Annotated in this window: 15 protein-coding genes and 4 tRNA genes; 7 read left to right on the top strand and 12 right to left on the bottom strand. The window is 63.8% G+C overall.

The features are described 5' to 3' along the window. Window positions 1–21: 21 nt before the first annotated feature. The 10 genes from nusG to LRS53_RS09310 form a co-directional block, all read right to left on the bottom strand. On the bottom strand, window positions 22–555 hold the full coding sequence (nusG, locus tag LRS53_RS09355; protein ID WP_026083932.1) for a transcription termination/antitermination protein NusG: 534 nt from the start codon (window positions 553–555) through the stop codon (window positions 22–24). An 11-nt stretch (window positions 556–566) separates the two neighbouring features. Next, window positions 567–935 (bottom strand): preprotein translocase subunit SecE, encoded by a 369-nt coding sequence (gene secE / locus LRS53_RS09350; RefSeq protein ID WP_017641864.1) that lies wholly within the window; start codon window positions 933–935, stop codon window positions 567–569. A 35-nt stretch (window positions 936–970) separates the two neighbouring features. Then, window positions 971–1,046 (bottom strand) — tRNA-Trp (locus tag LRS53_RS09345). 54 nt (window positions 1,047–1,100) lie between these two features. Beyond that, window positions 1,101–2,294, bottom strand: coding sequence for an elongation factor Tu (gene tuf, locus LRS53_RS09340; protein ID WP_160921986.1), 1,194 nt, complete (start codon window positions 2,292–2,294; stop codon window positions 1,101–1,103). 84 nt (window positions 2,295–2,378) lie between these two features. Next, a tRNA-Thr gene (locus LRS53_RS09335) sits at window positions 2,379–2,454 on the bottom strand. A gap of 20 nt (window positions 2,455–2,474) precedes the next feature. Then, a tRNA-Gly gene (locus tag LRS53_RS09330) sits at window positions 2,475–2,548 on the bottom strand. A gap of 23 nt (window positions 2,549–2,571) precedes the next feature. After that, a tRNA-Tyr gene (locus LRS53_RS09325) sits at window positions 2,572–2,656 on the bottom strand. 219 nt (window positions 2,657–2,875) lie between these two features. Continuing rightward, complete coding sequence (locus tag LRS53_RS09320; RefSeq protein ID WP_231355708.1) at window positions 2,876–4,417, bottom strand: phosphoenolpyruvate carboxykinase; 1,542 nt, start codon at window positions 4,415–4,417, stop codon at window positions 2,876–2,878. A 104-nt stretch (window positions 4,418–4,521) separates the two neighbouring features. Beyond that, window positions 4,522–5,415 carry an Hsp33 family molecular chaperone HslO gene (gene hslO / locus LRS53_RS09315; RefSeq protein ID WP_231355707.1) on the bottom strand — a complete coding sequence of 298 codons (894 nt, stop codon included), beginning with the start codon at window positions 5,413–5,415 and terminating at the stop codon, window positions 4,522–4,524. A 107-nt stretch (window positions 5,416–5,522) separates the two neighbouring features. After that, window positions 5,523–5,936, bottom strand: a complete 414-nt coding sequence (locus LRS53_RS09310; protein WP_439000737.1) for an RNA-binding S4 domain-containing protein — start codon at window positions 5,934–5,936, stop codon at window positions 5,523–5,525. 88 nt (window positions 5,937–6,024) lie between these two features. On the opposite strand from LRS53_RS09310, the gene rimA reads away from it, so the two are divergent. From rimA to rimK, 3 genes are read left to right on the top strand one after another with little or no spacing between them, the layout of a single operon-like run. After that, the gene (rimA, locus tag LRS53_RS09305; protein ID WP_017639503.1) at window positions 6,025–6,801 is read left to right on the top strand and encodes a S6 modification regulatory phosphodiesterase RimA; all 777 of its coding nucleotides are present in this window, start codon (window positions 6,025–6,027) and stop codon (window positions 6,799–6,801) included. Window positions 6,802–6,816: 15 nt separating this feature from the next. Then, complete coding sequence (rimB, locus tag LRS53_RS09300) at window positions 6,817–7,293, top strand: retropepsin-like aspartic endopeptidase RimB (protein WP_269216684.1); 477 nt, start codon at window positions 6,817–6,819, stop codon at window positions 7,291–7,293. Continuing rightward, entirely contained in the window at window positions 7,290–8,195 is a 906-nt protein-coding gene (rimK, locus tag LRS53_RS09295; RefSeq protein ID WP_017639501.1) for a 30S ribosomal protein S6--L-glutamate ligase, read from the top strand. Before rimB ends, rimK begins: the two co-directional genes overlap by 4 nt. A 59-nt stretch (window positions 8,196–8,254) precedes the next feature. Here rimK and LRS53_RS09290 read toward each other — a convergent pair whose 3' ends face one another. Beyond that, a complete protein-coding gene (locus tag LRS53_RS09290; RefSeq protein WP_231355706.1) occupies window positions 8,255–9,574 on the bottom strand; it encodes an ATP-binding protein in 1,320 nt (439 codons plus the stop codon). A gap of 137 nt (window positions 9,575–9,711) precedes the next feature. Between LRS53_RS09290 and uppP the strand changes: the two genes are divergently transcribed. Then, on the top strand, window positions 9,712–10,584 hold the full coding sequence (gene uppP / locus LRS53_RS09285) for an undecaprenyl-diphosphatase UppP (protein ID WP_059316474.1): 873 nt from the start codon (window positions 9,712–9,714) through the stop codon (window positions 10,582–10,584). A gap of 40 nt (window positions 10,585–10,624) precedes the next feature. On the opposite strand, the gene ompR is transcribed toward uppP, so the two are convergent. Next, entirely contained in the window at window positions 10,625–11,359 is a 735-nt protein-coding gene (gene ompR, locus LRS53_RS09280) for an osmolarity response regulator transcription factor OmpR (protein ID WP_007161260.1), read from the bottom strand. Window positions 11,360–11,534: 175 nt separating this feature from the next. Here ompR and LRS53_RS09275 point away from each other — a divergent pair, with 175 nt between their 5' ends. The 3 genes from LRS53_RS09275 to gshA all read left to right on the top strand — a co-directional run bounded on the left by LRS53_RS09275 (window position 11,535) and on the right by gshA (window position 16,027). Next, window positions 11,535–13,853 carry a Tex family protein gene (locus LRS53_RS09275; protein ID WP_231355705.1) on the top strand — a complete coding sequence of 773 codons (2,319 nt, stop codon included), beginning with the start codon at window positions 11,535–11,537 and terminating at the stop codon, window positions 13,851–13,853. 2 nt (window positions 13,854–13,855) lie between these two features. After that, window positions 13,856–14,239 carry a PaaI family thioesterase gene (locus LRS53_RS09270; RefSeq protein ID WP_231355704.1) on the top strand — a complete coding sequence of 128 codons (384 nt, stop codon included), beginning with the start codon at window positions 13,856–13,858 and terminating at the stop codon, window positions 14,237–14,239. A 210-nt stretch (window positions 14,240–14,449) separates the two neighbouring features. Further along, the gene (gene gshA, locus LRS53_RS09265; protein ID WP_231355703.1) at window positions 14,450–16,027 is read left to right on the top strand and encodes a glutamate--cysteine ligase; all 1,578 of its coding nucleotides are present in this window, start codon (window positions 14,450–14,452) and stop codon (window positions 16,025–16,027) included. Window positions 16,028–16,740: the final 713 nt, after the last annotated feature.

The following is a 16,740-nucleotide window of genomic DNA, read 5'->3' as shown; positions in this document are numbered from 1 at the left end:
GGGGTGGGGGATGCGAACAACCTAGACCTTTTCGACCTGGCTGAACTCGAGCTCCACAGGGGTCGACCGACCAAAGATCAGTACCGCCACGTGGATGCGGCTCTTCTCGTAATTCACTTCTTCGACAACGCCGTTGAAGTCGGCGAACGGACCGTCCACCACCCGAACCGTCTCACCCGCCTCGAACAGGGTCTTCGGCTTGGGCTTGTCGCTGCTGTCGGAGACACGACGCAGAATCGCATCCGCCTCACGATCAGTGATGGGCGCCGGCTTGTCGGCGGTACCGCCGATGAAGCCCATGACGCGAGGGGTATCCTTGACCAGGTGCCAAGTCCCTTCGTTCATCTCCATCTGCACCAGGACGTATCCCGGGAAAAACTTACGCTCGCTCTTGCGCTTCTGGCCATTGCGCATTTCCACCACTTCTTCGGTGGGCACGAGAATGTCGCCGAACTCGTCTTCCATTTCGTGCAGCTTGACGCGCTCGATCAACGAACGCATGACATGCTTCTCGTAACCCGAGTAGGCATGCACGACGTACCAACGCTTAGCCACGGCGAACCCTTTCAACCAACAATCGTGGAAACCAGCCAACCGAGCAGGGAGTCGAGCCCCCACAACAACAAAGCCATCACGAGCACCACGGCAACCACGATCAGCGTGGTCTGGGTGGTCTCTTGCCGGGTAGGCCAGACAACCTTGCGAATCTCGGTACGGGCGTCTTTCAGCAAGCCAAAGAAGGCTTGCCCCTTGGCGGTCTGCAGCGCAACGAAGGCAGCAATGGCTGCCAGCACCAACAGACCTACCACTCGATACAGGATGGACTGAGCAGCGAAGTAGTGATTGGCAACAACACCGATCGCTACCAGAACGACAACCACCAGCCACTTCAGCGCATCGAAGCGCGACTCTTTGGCTTCCGCCTTGATGCTCATTGCATGAATCCTGTAAGGAGTGCCAGATGGGAATCTGGCAGGCCAGGAGGGAATCGAACCCCCAACCTGCGGTTTTGGAGACCGCCGCTCTGCCAATTGAGCTACTGGCCTGTAACTTGAATCAGGCCGACCATTATGCCGACCTGACAGACCAAGATCAATCGATTACTCGATGATCTTGGCAACCACGCCGGCGCCGACGGTACGACCGCCTTCACGGATGGCGAAACGCAGACCGTCTTCCATGGCGATCGGAGCGATCAGGGTGACAACCATCTTGATGTTGTCGCCCGGCATCACCATCTCGACGCCTTCCGGCAGCTCGCAGTTACCGGTCACGTCGGTGGTGCGGAAGTAGAACTGCGGACGGTAGCCCTTGAAGAACGGGGTGTGACGACCACCTTCTTCCTTGGACAGCACGTACACTTCGCACTCGAACTTGGTGTGCGGCTTGATGGTGTTCGGCTTGGCCAGAACCTGGCCACGCTCCACGTCTTCACGCTTGGTGCCACGCAGCAGCACGCCGACGTTCTCGCCAGCACGGCCTTCGTCCAGCAGCTTGCGGAACATTTCAACGCCGGTGCAGGTGGTCTTGACGGTGGCCTTGATGCCCACGATCTCGACTTCTTCCTGGACCTTGACGATGCCACGCTCGACACGACCGGTTACCACGGTGCCGCGACCGGAGATCGAGAACACGTCTTCGATCGGCATCAGGAACGGCTTGTCGATGGCACGCTCGGGCTCGGGGATGTACGAGTCCAGGGTCTCGACCAGCTTGCGCACGGCGGAGGTACCCATTTCGTTGTCGTCATTGCCGTTCAGAGCCATCAGCGCGGAGCCGATGACGATCGGGGTGTCGTCGCCCGGGAAGTCGTAGGTGTTCAGCAGATCGCGAACTTCCATTTCGACCAGTTCCAGCAGCTCGGCGTCGTCAACCATGTCGGCCTTGTTCAGGAACACGACGATGTAGGGAACGCCTACCTGACGGGACAGCAGGATGTGCTCGCGGGTCTGCGGCATGGGGCCGTCAGCAGCCGAGCAAACCAGGATCGCGCCGTCCATCTGGGCAGCACCGGTGATCATGTTCTTCACGTAGTCGGCGTGGCCGGGGCAGTCGACGTGCGCGTAGTGACGGATCGCCGAGTCATACTCAACGTGGGAGGTGTTGATGGTGATACCGCGAGCCTTTTCTTCCGGCGCGTTGTCGATCTGGTCGAAACCACGAGCGGAACCGCCCCAGGTGTCGGCACAGACTTTGGTCAGCGCTGCGGTCAGCGTGGTCTTGCCATGGTCAACGTGACCGATGGTGCCCACGTTCAGGTGCGGTTTGTTACGTTCAAACTTTTCTTTAGCCATCGACACTCTCTCCCTTCACGAATTGAGCAAAGCAATGCCGCCATTAAAACAAAGGCAGATATTTTCATATCTGCCTTTTTAAGATGGAGCTCATGAGCGGATTTGAACCGCTGACCTCACCCTTACCAAGGGTGTGCTCTACCAACTGAGCTACATGAGCGAAACATTTGCCAGTCAAACTGGAGCGGGTAGCGGGAATCGAACCCGCATCATCAGCTTGGAAGGCTGAGGTTCTACCACTGAACTATACCCGCAGAGCCTAAGCGCTCTAGCAATCTGGTGGAGGGGGAAGGATTCGAACCTTCGAAGTCTGCGACGTCAGATTTACAGTCTGATCCCTTTGGCCACTCGGGAACCCCTCCAAAGTGAGGCGGCATTTTCTTCATCTGCCCTCCTCTTGTCAAGGATCTTTTTAAAATTTCCTTAACAATCAATGCTTTCGCGTCGCCCGCTAGCGTTATCAGCGAAAGCGGGCGCAGTTTATGCAATCACAACGAACCATGCAACCCCAAAACGCAAAAAAAGCTTAAAAAACAAAGGCCGCCCTATCGGCGGCCTTTGTTAATAGGCAATCGCCCTGCTTACAGTTGGGGACCAGCTGCCAGGATGCCTTCGGAGACGCCGGAGAACTTCTTGAAATTCTCGACGAACTTGCCAGCCAGCTCTCGCGCGGCGGCGTCATAGGCTGCGCCATCCTGCCAGGTATCGCGAGGATTGAGCAGGACGCTGTCCACGCCAGGAACGGCGACCGGGACGTCCAGATTGATGACCGGCACGTGGCGGGTCTCGGTACCGATGAGGGCACCGCTCTGGATGGCCGCGATCACGGCACGGGTGGTGGGGATGTTGAAGCGCTTGCCGACGCCGTAACCGCCACCGGTCCAGCCGGTGTTGACCAGGTAAACCTTGGAGCCGAAGCCCTGGATGCGCTTGATCAGCAGATCAGCGTATTCAGCCGCCGGACGTGGGAAGAAGGGCGCGCCGAAGCAGGTGGAGAAGGTCGACTTGATGCCGGGACCGGAACCCATCTCGGTCGAGCCGACCAGGGCGGTGTAGCCGGACAGGAAGTGGTAGGCCGCCTGCTCATTATTAAGGATGGATACCGGGGGCAGGACACCGGTGAGGTCGCAGGTCAGGAAGATGACCGCGTTGGGCTCGCCACCCAGGTTGTGCTCGGCGCGCTTGTCGATCAGCTCGCGCGGATAGGCCGCCCGGCTGTTCTGGGTCAGGCTGTCGTCGGCATAGTCGGGCTGACGGGTCTGGGGATCCAGAACCACGTTCTCCAGCACGGCGCCGAACTGGATGGCCTTCCAGATCACCGGCTCGTTCTTCTCGGACAGGTCGATGCACTTGGCGTAGCAACCCCCTTCCATGTTGAAGACGGTGCCCACGCCCCAGCCGTGCTCGTCGTCACCGATGAGGTAGCGGCTCTGGTCGGCGGACAGGGTGGTCTTGCCGGTGCCGGAGAGACCGAAGAACAGGGTGACATCACCCTCCTCGCCCACGTTGGCGGCGCAGTGCATCGGCAGCACGTCCTTTTCCGGCAGCAGGAAGTTCTGCACCGAGAACATGGCCTTCTTCATCTCGCCGGCGTAGCGCATGCCGGCGATCAGCACCTTGCGAGCGGCGAAGTTGATGATGACGGTACCGTCGGAATTGGTGCCGTCACGCGCGGGCTCGCAGACGAACTCAGGCGCGTTGATGATCTCCCAGGCCGGCTTGGACTGGGGATTGTATTCGGCCGGATTGATGAACAGGCAGCGGCCGAACAGGTTGTGCCAGGCGGTCTGGGTGCGCATGACGACGGGCAGGTAGTGCTCGACATCGGCACCTACATGCACGTGGGAGACGAATTGATCACGCTCGTCCAGGTAGGCGCTGACGCGCTCCCACAGCGGTGCGAACTTCTCCTCCGGGAAGGCACGGTTGATCGGCCCCCAGTGGATGGCATCGCGCGTGGAGGCTTCCTCGACGATGAAGCGATCTACCGGCGAACGCCCCGTGCGATGCCCCGTCTTGACGACCAGCGAGCCATTGGCGGCCAGCTCTCCTTCGCCACGTCGCAGGGACTCTTCCACTAACTGCGCGACGCTGATATCGGTATACACGTTGGCTTTCGTCATTTCGTTCCCCATGGCCCTGGGCCGTTCCTCATGCTTGTAGCTCTTACACGGCAGAACTACACGTTGCGGGATTATGCCAGAAAGCCTTCGGGCTTTTGCAACGGCTAGTGCCGGGTATTTCCTGGGGTTTGCGTGCCGCCGCCCGCAAAAATCTGCGTGATATCGGCGGCGTCGAACACCTGCTGCTCATTGCAAAACTGACAATCGACCCGAATTTCTCCTTGCTGTTCGTCGAGCAGACTCTCGACGTCCGCCTGCCCCATGCTGATCAGGGCATTGGCCGCCCGATCACGCGAGCAGCTGCAGCTGAAGGCCACCGGTTGCTCGTCGAACAGGCGCACCGTTTCCTCGTGGAACAGGCGATGCAGGATCACCTCGTTGTCGAGACCCAGCAGCTCTTCGGCCGTGAGGGTATCGGCCAGGGTGACGACATGCTCCCAACTGTCCTGACGGGCCTGGGCATCCTTGATGCGCGACGGCGGCAGCTGCTGGAGCAGCAGGCCGCGGGCGCGGCGACCGTCGGCGTTCAGCCAGAAACGGGTGGGCAGTTGTTCGGAGGTGGCGAAGTAGCCGGACAGGCATTCGGCCAGGTTGGCGCCCTCCAGCGGGACGATGCCCTGGTAACGCTGGCCATGCCGAGGATCGATGGTCAGGGCCAGGACGCCATCGGGCATGAGTTCGCCCAGGGAGGCGGACGCGGTGATCTCGGTTTCTTCGTAGCGGGCGATGCCGCGCACCTCACGCTCGCTGGAACATTCGACCATGAGCAGCGGGATGGGGCCGCTGGAGCGTGCCTGGAGCACCAGCAGCCCTTCGAACTTGAGGGTTCCGCACAGCAGGGCAGCCGCCGCCAGCATCTCGCCCAGCAGCTGGGCGACCGGCTCGGGGTAGGAATGCTTGGCCAGGACCTCGACGTAGCTGCGGTCCAGCGTGGCCAGTTCGCCGCGGACGTCGGTTTCGTCGAACAGGAAGCGTTGGGTGAAATCGTGGGAAGTCATGAACTACCTATATAAGGAGGAAGGCCGCGAAACGTGACGCTCACGGCGCACGCCAGGACCGGCGAGCGGACCTGGCCAGGAAAGGGATCCGACGAGTCGCGACGGGATCAGTCGTCGAACGGGTGGACGTACTCGCGGAACTGATGGATCTGTCGACGCTGCTTCTTGGTGGGCCGGCCATCGGTCTGTAGCCCGAGGTTGCCCGCCTTACGCGCGGCTGCGGCCTGTTCGCGCGCCTTGAGGCTTTCCGGCGTCTCGGTATAGAGCTGCTGGGCTTCGGGCGCACCGCGGCGATTCTGCGACAGGGCGACGATCACCACGGTCTTTTCGTCATAGCCCTGACGAATGGTGAGAACATCGCCGACACGGGGCTCCTTGCTGGGCTTGCAGCGCTCGCCACGGCACTGGACCTTGCCGCCTTCGAGGGCTGCCTTGGCCAACGCACGGGTCTTGAAAAAACGTGCCGCCCACAGCCATTTGTCGAGGCGCATCCGTTCTTCAGTGTGATCTACTGCATACATCGAATAAAAGGTCCCCTATTGGGTCTTAGACTCTTCTCAAGAACTCTAAACCATCGGACCGACGCTGCAAGCGCGCCTCTGGAGAGCCATGACCACATTCTTTCCTTCCGACCTGACCGGCCAGACCCGCTGCGCGGGTTGCCAGCAGTCGGAACCCCTGGGCTTCGACTTCGACTTCGCCTATCAGCCCATCGTGGACCTGGGCAAAGGCGCGGTCTTCGCCCGGGAAGCGCTGGTACGCGGACCGGGCGGCGAAGGCGCGCTGTCGGTACTCAATCAGGTGACCGACAGTAACCGCTATCGTTTCGACCAGCTCTGCCGCACCAAGGCGATCGCCACCGCGGCGACCCTGGGCCTGCAGGAGAGTCTGTCGATCAACTTCCTGCCCAACGCCGTCTATCGTCCGGAGCTGTGCATCCGCAGCACCCTGGCCGCCGCGCGTGAGCACGGCTTTCCGCTGGAGCGGCTGATCTTCGAGACGGTGGAAACCGAGCACGTGGCCAGTAACCACCTGACGCACATCCTGCGCGAGTATCAGCAATTCGGCTTCAAGACCGCCATCGACGACTTCGGTGCCGGTCATTCCGGCCTGACGCTGCTGGCCGAATTCCAACCCGACCTGGTCAAGCTCGACATGGCGCTCATCCGCGACATCGACCGGGACCAAGTGCGGCGGACCATCGTGCGCAACCTGATCGTCATGTGCCGCGAACTGGGCACCCAGGTGATCGCCGAGGGCGTGGAGACCGTGGCCGAACGCGATTGCCTGCGCGACCTCGGGATCGAGCTGATGCAGGGGTATCTGTTCGCCAAACCAGCCTTCAAGCAGCTCGTCGATCCGCAACATTTAGGCGGAGGCCACTGATTTCAAGGAGCAGCGATGAGCAATTCCGCCAAACCGGTCATTATCGGCCTGAGTGAGTGGGTGGCCTTGCCCGAACTGGGCGTGGTGGGCCTGAGAGCCAAGATCGATACCGGCGCCAGCACCTCGGCCCTGCATGCGACGGAAGTCCAGCCCTTCATGCGCGGCAAGGAACGCTGGGTGAGATTCACCGTGCACCTGGGCACCCTGGTCCAATCCCGGCATCGCCATTGCGAAGCGCCGCTGGTGGCGAAAAAGACCATCCGCAGTTCCAACGGTATCGCCCAAACCCGCTATGTCATCCGTACCCTGCTGGCCCTGGGCGAATGCCAGTGGCCGGTGGAATTCACCCTAGCCTGTCGCAAGAGCATGCGCTATCGCATGCTGCTCGGCTCCAAGGCCTTGATCGATGGTGGCCTGCTGGTGAATCCGGCCGTCTCCTATGCGCAAGACAAACCCCAGTTGTCCCTTACTCCGGCCTCCGGTGCCCCATGAAAATCGCCGTTCTCTCGCGTAACCCCAATCTGTACTCCACCCGGCGCCTGGTCGAAGCCGGCGTCAGCCGCGGCCATGAGGTGGTCGTGGTCGACACCCTGCGCGCGTACATGAACATCGCCAGCCACAAGCCACAGATCCATTACCGCGGCAAACCGTTGGAAGGCTTCGACGCAGTCATCCCGCGCATCGGTGCCTCGGTGACCTTCTATGGCTGCGCGGTACTGCGCCAGTTCGAGATGCAAGGGGTCTTTCCACTCAACGAGAGCGTGGCCATCAGCCGTTCGCGCGACAAGTTGCGCTCCCTGCAGCTGCTCTCGCGCAAGGGCATCGGTCTGCCGGTGACCGGCTTCGCCCATTCGCCGGACGACGTGCCGGACCTGATCCGGATGGTCAATGGCGCGCCGCTGGTGATCAAGGTGCTGGAAGGCACCCAGGGCATCGGGGTGGTGCTGTGCGAGACCGAGAAGGCAGCCGAATCGGTGATCGAGGCCTTCATGGGGCTCAAGCAGAACATCATGGTGCAGGAATACATCCGCGAGGCGGGCGGCGCGGACATCCGCTGCTTCGTGGTCGGCGACAAAGTGATCGCCGCGATGAAACGCCAGGCCGCGCCCGGGGAATTCCGCTCCAATCTGCATCGCGGCGGTACCGCCAGCCTGATCAAGATCACCCCCGAGGAACGCATGACCGCCCTGCGTGCGGCCCGAGCCATGGGCTTGAGCGTGGCCGGGGTGGATATCCTCAGATCCAATCACGGCCCGCTGGTGATGGAGGTCAATTCCTCGCCCGGCCTGGAAGGCATCGAGCAGACCACCGGCAAGGACGTGGCCGGGATCATCATCGAGTACCTGGAAAAGAACGCCGAGCCGGGGCTGACGCGGACCAAGGGCAAGGGTTGAGGCTGCCGTCTTCAGCAGCTGTTGGGCTTCGCTAGCGCTTAACCCAACCTACACAGGCTTCAGCTGGCGCTGCGGGGGAGCAGCAGGCCCAGGGGCAACAGCACCCGGGCTTCCACGCCGCCGCCTTCGCGATTGCGCAGTTCGGCGCTGCCGCCGTGCTGTGCGGCGATGCGCTTGACGATGGCCAGGCCTAGCCCGGAACCGCTGACGGTGCGGGCGCGATTGCCTCGGGTGAAGGGATTGAAGATGTCCTGCAGGTCCTTGGGATCGATGCCGGGACCACGATCCATGACGCTCAGGGCGACATAGGGCGCCGTAGCCGATCCCGCGACCTGCCCGACCACCTCGATACCACCACCGCCGCCATGGCGCAGGGCGTTTTCCACCAGGTTGGTCAGCAACCGCTTGAAGGAGATGCGTCGCACCGGCAGCGGCGGCAGAACGTCCAGCATCAGCCGCACCCGCTCCGTGTGCTGGTTGTAGGGCGCCACCACTTGGCGGGCCAGCTCGTTGAGGTTGGTGAGTTCCTGAGGCTCGTCGCGACCGTCACGGACGAAGGCGAGGAACTGGTCGAGGATGGCGTTCATGTCCTCGATGTCGCGGATCATGTCCTCCGCCTCTTCGCGCTCGGCCGGCGGCATCAGCTCCACCGCCAGCCGCAGGCGGGTCAGGGGCGTGCGCAGGTCGTGGGAGACGCCGGCCAGCATCAGCTCGCGCTCGCGACCGGCCTGCTCGACGTCTTCGGCCATCTGGTTGAAGGCGTGGTAGACGTCCTGGATCTCGCTGGGGGCATCGGTTTCCGGCAGCCGTACGCTACGACCCTTGCCTAGCTCGCGCGCGGCATTCACCAGGCGCCGCAAGGGCTGGTTGAGCTGCCGCACGAAGACCCAGGCGGCGCCGACGGACAGCAGGCCGATGGCCAGGAACCAGCCGAGTACGCTCCAGATGTGCTGACCGCGCAGGGGGTGGGCCATCAGCGGGATCTTGATCCAGTCCGGCCCAAGGGTGGGCGCCAGCACCCAGAGCGCTGGCCCGTGCTGGACCCGCACCCGCACCTCGGTCTCCTCGCCCAGCTCCTGTTTCATCTGGCGCTCGAAGATCTCGCTGTAGGGCCAGTGGTACTCCCCGGCCGGTACGGTCTCGGGCGACTCGTAGCGCAGGCCGGCGGCCTGGGCGATGCGTGGCCGTTCGGCTTCCGGAGTGGCCCAGTAGGCCCTGAGCGTCAGGGCCGCGCCATGGCTGTACTGGCGATCGACCAGGACGTCCTCGTTGAGCAGCAGATAGACCAGGGTCAGCGCCTTGGAAAACAGCACCGCGAGCAGGACCATCCATAGCGAGCGGGCGAAGAAACTCTGGGGAAACCAGCTAGGCGCCCTCATCGACCAAGATTTCCGCGCAAAACGGCGCGAAAGCCATCACAACCTCTGGGGTTGCAGGGTTCAGATAGGCAACCCGACATGGAAACATTCGGATACATTTGCTCGTCCATTTTTTCCCTTCGACCTGGAGTTCTCTCGTGTCCGACATCTGCCAGACCGGCCTGGACATCGGCTTCGCCTCGCTCAGCTACGCGCAGATCGCCTTTCTTGGCGTGGTGCAGGGTATCACCGAGCTGCTTCCCATTTCGTCCACGGCGCACATGCGGGTGGTCCCGGCGCTGCTCGGCTGGCGCGATCCCGGCTCGGCCTTTTCCGCCGCCATGCAAATGGCGGCGCTGGCGGCAGTGATCAGCTATTTCTGGCGCGATGTCAGCGGTGTGACCCGAGGCAGCCTCGCCGCGGTGCGCCAACGCAACTTCGACAGTCCGGATTTCCTGCTGGCGGTGATGATCGTGCTGGCGACCATTCCCATCTGTATCGCCGGCCTCCTGCTGGCGCCCCTGCTCAATGCCTGCGGCTCGCCACTGCGGGGCCTCAGCGTCATCGGCTATGCCTGTCTGGCCATGGCCGCCCTGCTGGCCCTGGCAGAGCGCATCTGCCGGCACAACAGAGACATCTCGCAGATGCGCCTTCGCGACGCCCTGATCGTGGGGATCGCCCAGGTCGGCGCGCTGATTCCGGGCGTGTCCCGCTCGGGCTCGACCCTGACCGCCGCCATGTTCCTCAATCTGCGTCGCGAGGAAGCCGCGCGCTTCTCCTTCCTGCTGGGCCTGCCGGCCATCGCCCTGGCTGGACTCAAGGAGCTGGTGGTGCTCTGGCACGCGCACATCCCGGCCGAGGCCTGGTCGCTACTGCTGGTGGGATTGTTGGTGGCGAGCCTGTCGGCGTTCGCGGCGATCTGGGGCCTGATGCGCTTTCTGGAACGTTTCTCGACCTGGCCCTTCATCATCTATCGCGCGCTGCTGGGGATATTTCTGCTGGTGGGCGTGCATCAAGGCTTGTTCGCCTGAGCCACCCCCTAGCCGGGGCGCGATGCCCCGGCTACCTGCCTTACTTGCCGGCGCCGTCCGGTACGAAGACGTAACCAACGCCCCAGACGGTCTGGATATAGCGCGGCTTAGACGGATCGGGCTCGATCATCCGGCGCAGACGCGAAATCTGGACGTCGATGGAGCGCTCCAATGCATCCCATTCGCGACCGCGGGCCAGATTCATCAGCTTGTCGCGGGTCAGCGGCTCGCGGGCGTGATCGACCAGTGCCTTGAGCACGGCGAATTCGCCGGTGGTGAGCATGTGGGTCTCTTCGCCACGCTTGAGTTCGCGGGTGGCCAGGTGCAGGGCGTAGTCGCCAAAGGTCACCACCTCGTCGGTCCCGGCGGGGGCGCCAGGTACCACCGGGGCCTGGCGACGCAGCACGGCCTTGATGCGGGCCACCAGCTCCAGCGGGTTGAAGGGCTTGGCCAGATAGTCGTCGGCACCCTGGTCGAGGCCCTGGATGCGGCTGCCTTCGTCGCCCTTGGCGGTCAGCATGATGATGGGGATGCGATTGCCGCTCTCACGCAGCCGACCGCAGGCGGACAGGCCGTCTTCGCCAGGCATCATCAGATCGAGAACGACCAGATTGAAGACTTCCCGCGCCAACAGGCGGTCCATCTGTTCGGCGCTCTCGACGGTGCGTACGCGATAACCCTGTTCGGCTAGAAAACGCTCCAAGAGGCGGCGCAGCCGGGCGTCGTCATCGACGACCAGGATCTTTTCACCTTCTGGGGCAGCAGGGGTGCTCATAATATCTCCTTGTGATCTAGCACTGGATTATGCCGTAGGCCATCCGACCGCGGCGTTGGGCCATTGTTAGCAGATTTTGCCCCACCGCGGGCGGTGGTGGTGGCGCAGGAAGCGGCGGCCCGGTGGGCTCGGGTATACTGCGGCCCGCTTTTTCTTGTGCCAGCCAGGTAGCCCGATGGATATCAATAGCCGTATCGCCGAGGAGCTCGGCGCCCGCCCGCAACAGGTCGCCGCCGCCGTGGCGCTGCTCGACGAAGGGTCGACCGTGCCCTTCATCGCCCGTTACCGCAAGGAAGTCACCGGAAGCCTGGACGACACCCAGCTGCGTCATCTCGAAGAGCGACTGCGCTATCTGCGTGAGCTGGAAGAGCGCCGCGGTGCGGTGCTGGCCAGCATCGAGGAACAGGGCAAGCTGACCGCCGAACTGGCGCGCGAGATCAATCTGGCCGATACCAAGACGCGGCTGGAGGACCTCTATCTGCCCTACAAGCAGAAGCGCCGCACCAAGGGCCAGATCGCCCTGGAGGCCGGCCTCGGCCCGCTGGCCGAAGCGCTGTTGGGCGATCCGACCCTGAATCCCGAGTCCGAGGCGGCCGCCTATGTCGACGCGGACAAGGGCGTGGCGGACGTCAAGGCCGCCCTGGAAGGCGCCAAGTACATTCTCATGGAGCGCTTCGCCGAAGACGCCGACCTGCTGGCGCGGCTGCGCGGCGTCCTGCAGCAGGACGCCATCCTCAGCGCGCGCCTGGTGCCCGGCAAGGAGACCGAAGGCGCCAAGTTCAGCGACTACTTCGAGCATGACGAGCCCTTCAAGGCGGTGCCCTCGCACCGGGCCCTGGCGATCTTCCGCGGGCGCAACGAAGGCATCCTCAGCGCCGCGCTCAAGCTCGGCGAAGAAGGCCCGGGCATCGCCCATCCCTGCGAAGGGCTGATCGCCGCGCATTTCGGCCTGAAGAACGAAGGTCGCGCCGCGGACAGGTGGCTGGCCGAGGTGGTGCGCTGGACCTGGAAGGTCAAGCTCTACACCTCCCTGGAAACCGATCTGCTCGGCGAGCTGCGCGAAAAGGCCGAGGAAGAGGCCATCGCGGTCTTCGCCCGCAATCTGCACGACCTGCTGCTCGCAGCCCCGGCCGGTCCGCGCACCACCCTGGCGCTGGACCCGGGTCTGCGCACCGGGTGCAAGGTCGCCGTAGTGGACGCCACCGGCAAGCTGCTGGCCACCGACACCGTCTATCCCCATGCGCCGCGCAATCAGTGGGACCAGACCCTGGCCACCCTCGGCGTGCTCTGCACCAAGCACGGCGTGGACCTGATCGCCATCGGCAACGGCACCGCCAGCCGCGAGAGCGACAAGCTGGCCGGCGAGCTGATCAGCAAGTACCCGGGCCTGGGCCTGACCAAGGTGATGGTCAGCGAAGCCGGCGCCTCGGTGTACTCCGCCTCGGAACTGGCCGCCCGTGAATTCCCCGAGCTGGACGTCTCCCTGCGTGGCGCCGTGTCCATCGCCCGTCGCCTGCAGGATCCGCTGGCCGAGCTGGTGAAGATCGAGCCCAAGTCCATCGGCGTCGGCCAGTACCAGCACGACGTCTCCCAGCTCAAGCTGGCGCGCAGCCTGGACGCCGTGGTGGAAGACTGCGTGAACGCCGTGGGCGTGGACGTGAACACGGCTTCCGCCGCCCTGCTGGCGCGGATTTCCGGCCTCAACGCCACCCTGGCGCAGAACATCGTGCAATTCCGCGACGCCAACGGCGCCTTCGCCACCCGCGAGGCGCTGAAGAAGGTGCCGCGGCTGGGCGAGAAGACCTTCGAGCAGGCCGCAGGCTTCCTGCGCGTCATGAGCGGCGCCAATCCGCTGGACGCCTCGGCGGTGCACCCGGAGACCTATCCGCTGGTGCAACGCATCGCCGCCGACACCGGCCGCGACATCCGCTCGCTGATCGGCGACTCGGCCTTTCTCAAGCGCCTGGATCCGAAGAAATTCACCGACGAGAGCTTTGGCCTGCCGACGGTGACCGACATCCTCCAGGAACTGGACAAGCCCGGTCGAGACCCGCGTCCGGAGTTCAAGACCGCGGTGTTCCAGGACGGCGTGGAGAAACTCTCCGACCTCAAGCCGGGCATGGTGCTGGAGGGCGTCATCACCAACGTCACCAACTTCGGTGCCTTCGTCGACATCGGCGTGCACCAGGATGGCCTGGTGCACATCAGCGCGCTGTCGGAGAAGTTCGTCAAGGACCCCTACCAGGTGGTCAAGGCGGGTGACATCGTCAAGGTCAAGGTGATGGAAGTGGACGTGCCGCGCAATCGCGTGGGGCTGTCCATGCGCATGGGCGACACCCCCGGTGAGAAGGTCGACGGCAAGCCCGGCGGCCAGGCCCGCGGCAACGGCGGCAAGCCTCGCGCCGACAAGAACGCTCCGCGTCAGACCCAGGCCGCGCCGGCCAACAATGCCATGGCGTCGCTGTTCGCCAACGCCAAGCAACTGAGGAAATAGGCATGAGTGGTTCTCCCGTAGGCAAGGACAGCGCCTTCAGCACCCTGCTGGGCATGACCATCCACAAGGCGGAGGGCGGTGAGTCCGAGGTGCGCATGAGCGTGCAGGACAGGCTCATCAACCTGCATGGCAAGCTGCACGGCGGTGCCATCTTCTCGCTGATCGACACCGCCCTGGGCCAGGCCAGCCACAGCCTGTTCGACGGCCAGCCCGGCAGTGTGACCCTGGAGTGCAAGGTCAACTACGTGCGTGGCGTCAGCGAAGGCGAGCTGGTCTGCCGCGCCCGGGTGATCCACCCGGGTCGCAAGACCCATGTGCTGGAAGCCCAGGTGCATCAAGGCGACAAGCTGATCGCCCTGGCCCAGGCGACCTTCGCCTGTCTGTGACCGGCCAGCCCGGGCGGCAGCGAAGCGGCGCATATCGCCCTTTGCCGCCGCCTGAGCTACGCTGGGAGACAACTGAGCGGGTTGCGGTCTGAGGCTTGAACCCGGACCGCAGCAGTGACTGCTGCCCCCGCGTCGGCCCTGGCCGGCAACCCTCATTTCAGTCGGTTTCTTCTACCCTGCCCGGGGCGAGTACCGCCAAAGGAAGTCAACTTGAGCGATATCCTGTCCCGCCGCCTGGCTCTGCTCGGCGCTGATCCCACCCTTCTGGCCGAATGCCTGCACGGTATCGAGCGCGAGACCCTGCGGGTGGACGCCCGTGGCCAGTTGTCCCGGCGCCCCCATCCGCAGGCGCTGGGCTCGGCCCTGACCCATCCGCAGATCACCACGGACTACTCCGAGGCCCTGCTGGAATTCATCACCCCCACCGGTACCCGCACCCCCGAGGTGCTGGCCGCCCTGGATCGGGTGCATCGCGCCGCGGTCGCCGAACTCGATGGCGAGCGCCTCTGGAGCGGCTCCATGCCCTGCGCGCTGCCGGCCGAGGACGAGATTCCCATCGCCGACTACGGCAGCTCCAACATCGGCCGGCTCAAGCACGTCTATCGGCGTGGTCTGGCCCTGCGCTACAGCCGCACCATGCAGTGCATCGCCGGCATTCACTACAACTTCTCGCTGCCGGAAGCGGCCTGGGAGCGCCTGCGCCAGCAGGAGGGTGATGCCCGCGACGCCCGCGACTACCAGTCAGCACGCTACATCGCCCTGATCCGCAACTTCCGCCGCTACAGCTGGTTGCTGATGTACCTGTTCGGCGCCTCGCCGGCACTGGACGTGGGGTTCCTGCGCGGCCGGCCGCACCAGCTGCAGACCCTTGACGAGCGAACCCTGTACCTGCCCCATGCCACCAGCCTGCGCATGAGCGACCTGGGCTACCAGAGCAACGCCCAGGCCAGCCTGACGCCGGATTACAACGACCTGACCACCTACACCGAGAGCCTGAGACGCGCGGTGGGCACGCCCTACCCGCCCTATGCGGAAATCGGCACGCACCAGAACGGCGAGTGGGTGCAGCTCAACACCAACATCCTGCAGATCGAGAACGAGTACTACGCCACCATCCGCCCGAAGCGCGTCACCCGCAGCGGCGAGCGGCCGGTGCAGGCGCTGATGGCACGCGGCGTGCAGTACATCGAGGTGCGCTGCCTGGACATCGATCCCTTCCTGCCGCTGGGCATCGATACCACCACCGCCCTCTTCCTCGACGCCTTCCTGCTCTATTGCGCCCTGGAAGGCAGTCCGCCGCTCAACGGCGAGTGCCGCGAATGCACCGACAACTTCGCCAGCGTGGTGCGCGAAGGCCGCAAGCCGGGTCTGCGCCTGCAGCGCCATGGCGCCTCGGTGACCATGATCGACTGGGCGGCGGAGATGCTCGACCAGATCGAACGCTGCGCCGAGACCCTGGACGCCAGCCTAGGCGGCGATGCCCATCGCCGGGCGGTGGCGGTACAGCGGCAGAAGGTCGCCGACGTCCGCCTCACGCCTTCGGCGCGGGTGCTGCAGGAGTTGCGCGAACGCGGCGAGAGCTTTGCCGAATTCGGCCTGCGCCAGAGCGAGGCCCATGCGGCCTATTTCGCCAGCCGTCCGCTGAACGAAGGCGAGCGCGAGGGCTATGCACAGATGGCGCGCCAGTCGCTGGACGAGCAGGCGGCGATCGAGGCGGCGCCCCAGGGGGATTTCGACACCTTCGTGGCGGCCTATCAGGCGAGCATTCTGGCGACGATTGGTATGTGAACACGTGGCGTGGACAACATGGCGCGGTTACCACGCGATCTATCCAGGGGTGCAGGGCGGGGATGTAGGTTGGGTTGAGCGAGAGCGAAGCCCAACGTTACGGTAGTCGGCTGGAATGCCTTGGCTAGTTATCGAGTGCTTTGATAATTTTTATTTCGCCCACCCGGGCGACTTACTTTTGCCAGTCGCGGCAAAAGTAAGCAAAAACGCTGTCCCCACGCTTCGGCCCTCCGCTACGCTCGGCCTCACTGACGGGGACGGGGCGCAAGCCTGTGACTTCGGTATTCACGGATCTGTAGCTTGGAAAACCGCACAGCGTTTTCCAGTCGTGATGCACTAGGGTCAAGGCTTCGCCGTTGTCCACGCTACGGACTGTTCATGGCTCTTCAACCAACACTTTCAGGCTGGCGAATCGCCCCGTTCAGAAGGGTGAACGCCAGTGTCGTGGAGTGGGTCGAGCCGTATGGATGCGGCGAGAGGTCCAGTGGGCCATGGACGGCCCATCTGGACCGACCCCGGAACAGCGCTGGCGTGAGCGGACCTGAAGCGAAGCGGAAGGCCGAATGGTGGGGCAAGCGTTTTTGGTTACTTTTGTCCGGGGCGCGCAGCCGCGACTGGCAAAAGTGACTCGCCCGGGCGGGCGAAACAGAATCCACCAGCAAACCTCGATAAGGAGCTAAAGCCATTATTAGCCCGTAGCGTGGACAACGGCT

It is taken from the genome of Pseudomonas sp. PLB05 (assembly GCF_021106615.1).
GTDB classification, from domain to species: domain Bacteria; phylum Pseudomonadota; class Gammaproteobacteria; order Pseudomonadales; family Pseudomonadaceae; genus Chryseomonas; species Chryseomonas benzopyrenica.
This window is presented reverse-complemented; position numbering and strand designations above follow the sequence as displayed.

Bases quoted from the DNA above. Each gene is read 5' to 3' on its own strand.
- hslO (WP_231355707.1), bottom strand. From the start codon at position 5,415: ATGACTTCCCACGATTTCACCCAACGCTTCCTGTTCGACGAAACCGAC.
- rimB (WP_269216684.1), top strand. From the start codon at position 6,817: ATGAGCAATTCCGCCAAACCGGTCATTATCGGCCTGAGTGAGTGGGTG.
- secE (WP_017641864.1), bottom strand. From the start codon at position 935: ATGAGCATCAAGGCGGAAGCCAAAGAGTCGCGCTTCGATGCGCTGAAG.
- LRS53_RS09310 (WP_439000737.1), bottom strand. From the start codon at position 5,936: ATGTATGCAGTAGATCACACTGAAGAACGGATGCGCCTCGACAAATGG.
- LRS53_RS09270 (WP_231355704.1), top strand. From the start codon at position 13,856: ATGAGTGGTTCTCCCGTAGGCAAGGACAGCGCCTTCAGCACCCTGCTG.
- LRS53_RS09290 (WP_231355706.1), bottom strand. From the start codon at position 9,574: ATGAGGGCGCCTAGCTGGTTTCCCCAGAGTTTCTTCGCCCGCTCGCTA.
- tuf (WP_160921986.1), bottom strand. From the start codon at position 2,294: ATGGCTAAAGAAAAGTTTGAACGTAACAAACCGCACCTGAACGTGGGC.
- rimA (WP_017639503.1), top strand. From the start codon at position 6,025: ATGACCACATTCTTTCCTTCCGACCTGACCGGCCAGACCCGCTGCGCG.
- LRS53_RS09320 (WP_231355708.1), bottom strand. From the start codon at position 4,417: ATGACGAAAGCCAACGTGTATACCGATATCAGCGTCGCGCAGTTAGTG.
- rimK (WP_017639501.1), top strand. From the start codon at position 7,290: ATGAAAATCGCCGTTCTCTCGCGTAACCCCAATCTGTACTCCACCCGG.
- LRS53_RS09275 (WP_231355705.1), top strand. From the start codon at position 11,535: ATGGATATCAATAGCCGTATCGCCGAGGAGCTCGGCGCCCGCCCGCAA.
- ompR (WP_007161260.1), bottom strand. From the start codon at position 11,359: ATGAGCACCCCTGCTGCCCCAGAAGGTGAAAAGATCCTGGTCGTCGAT.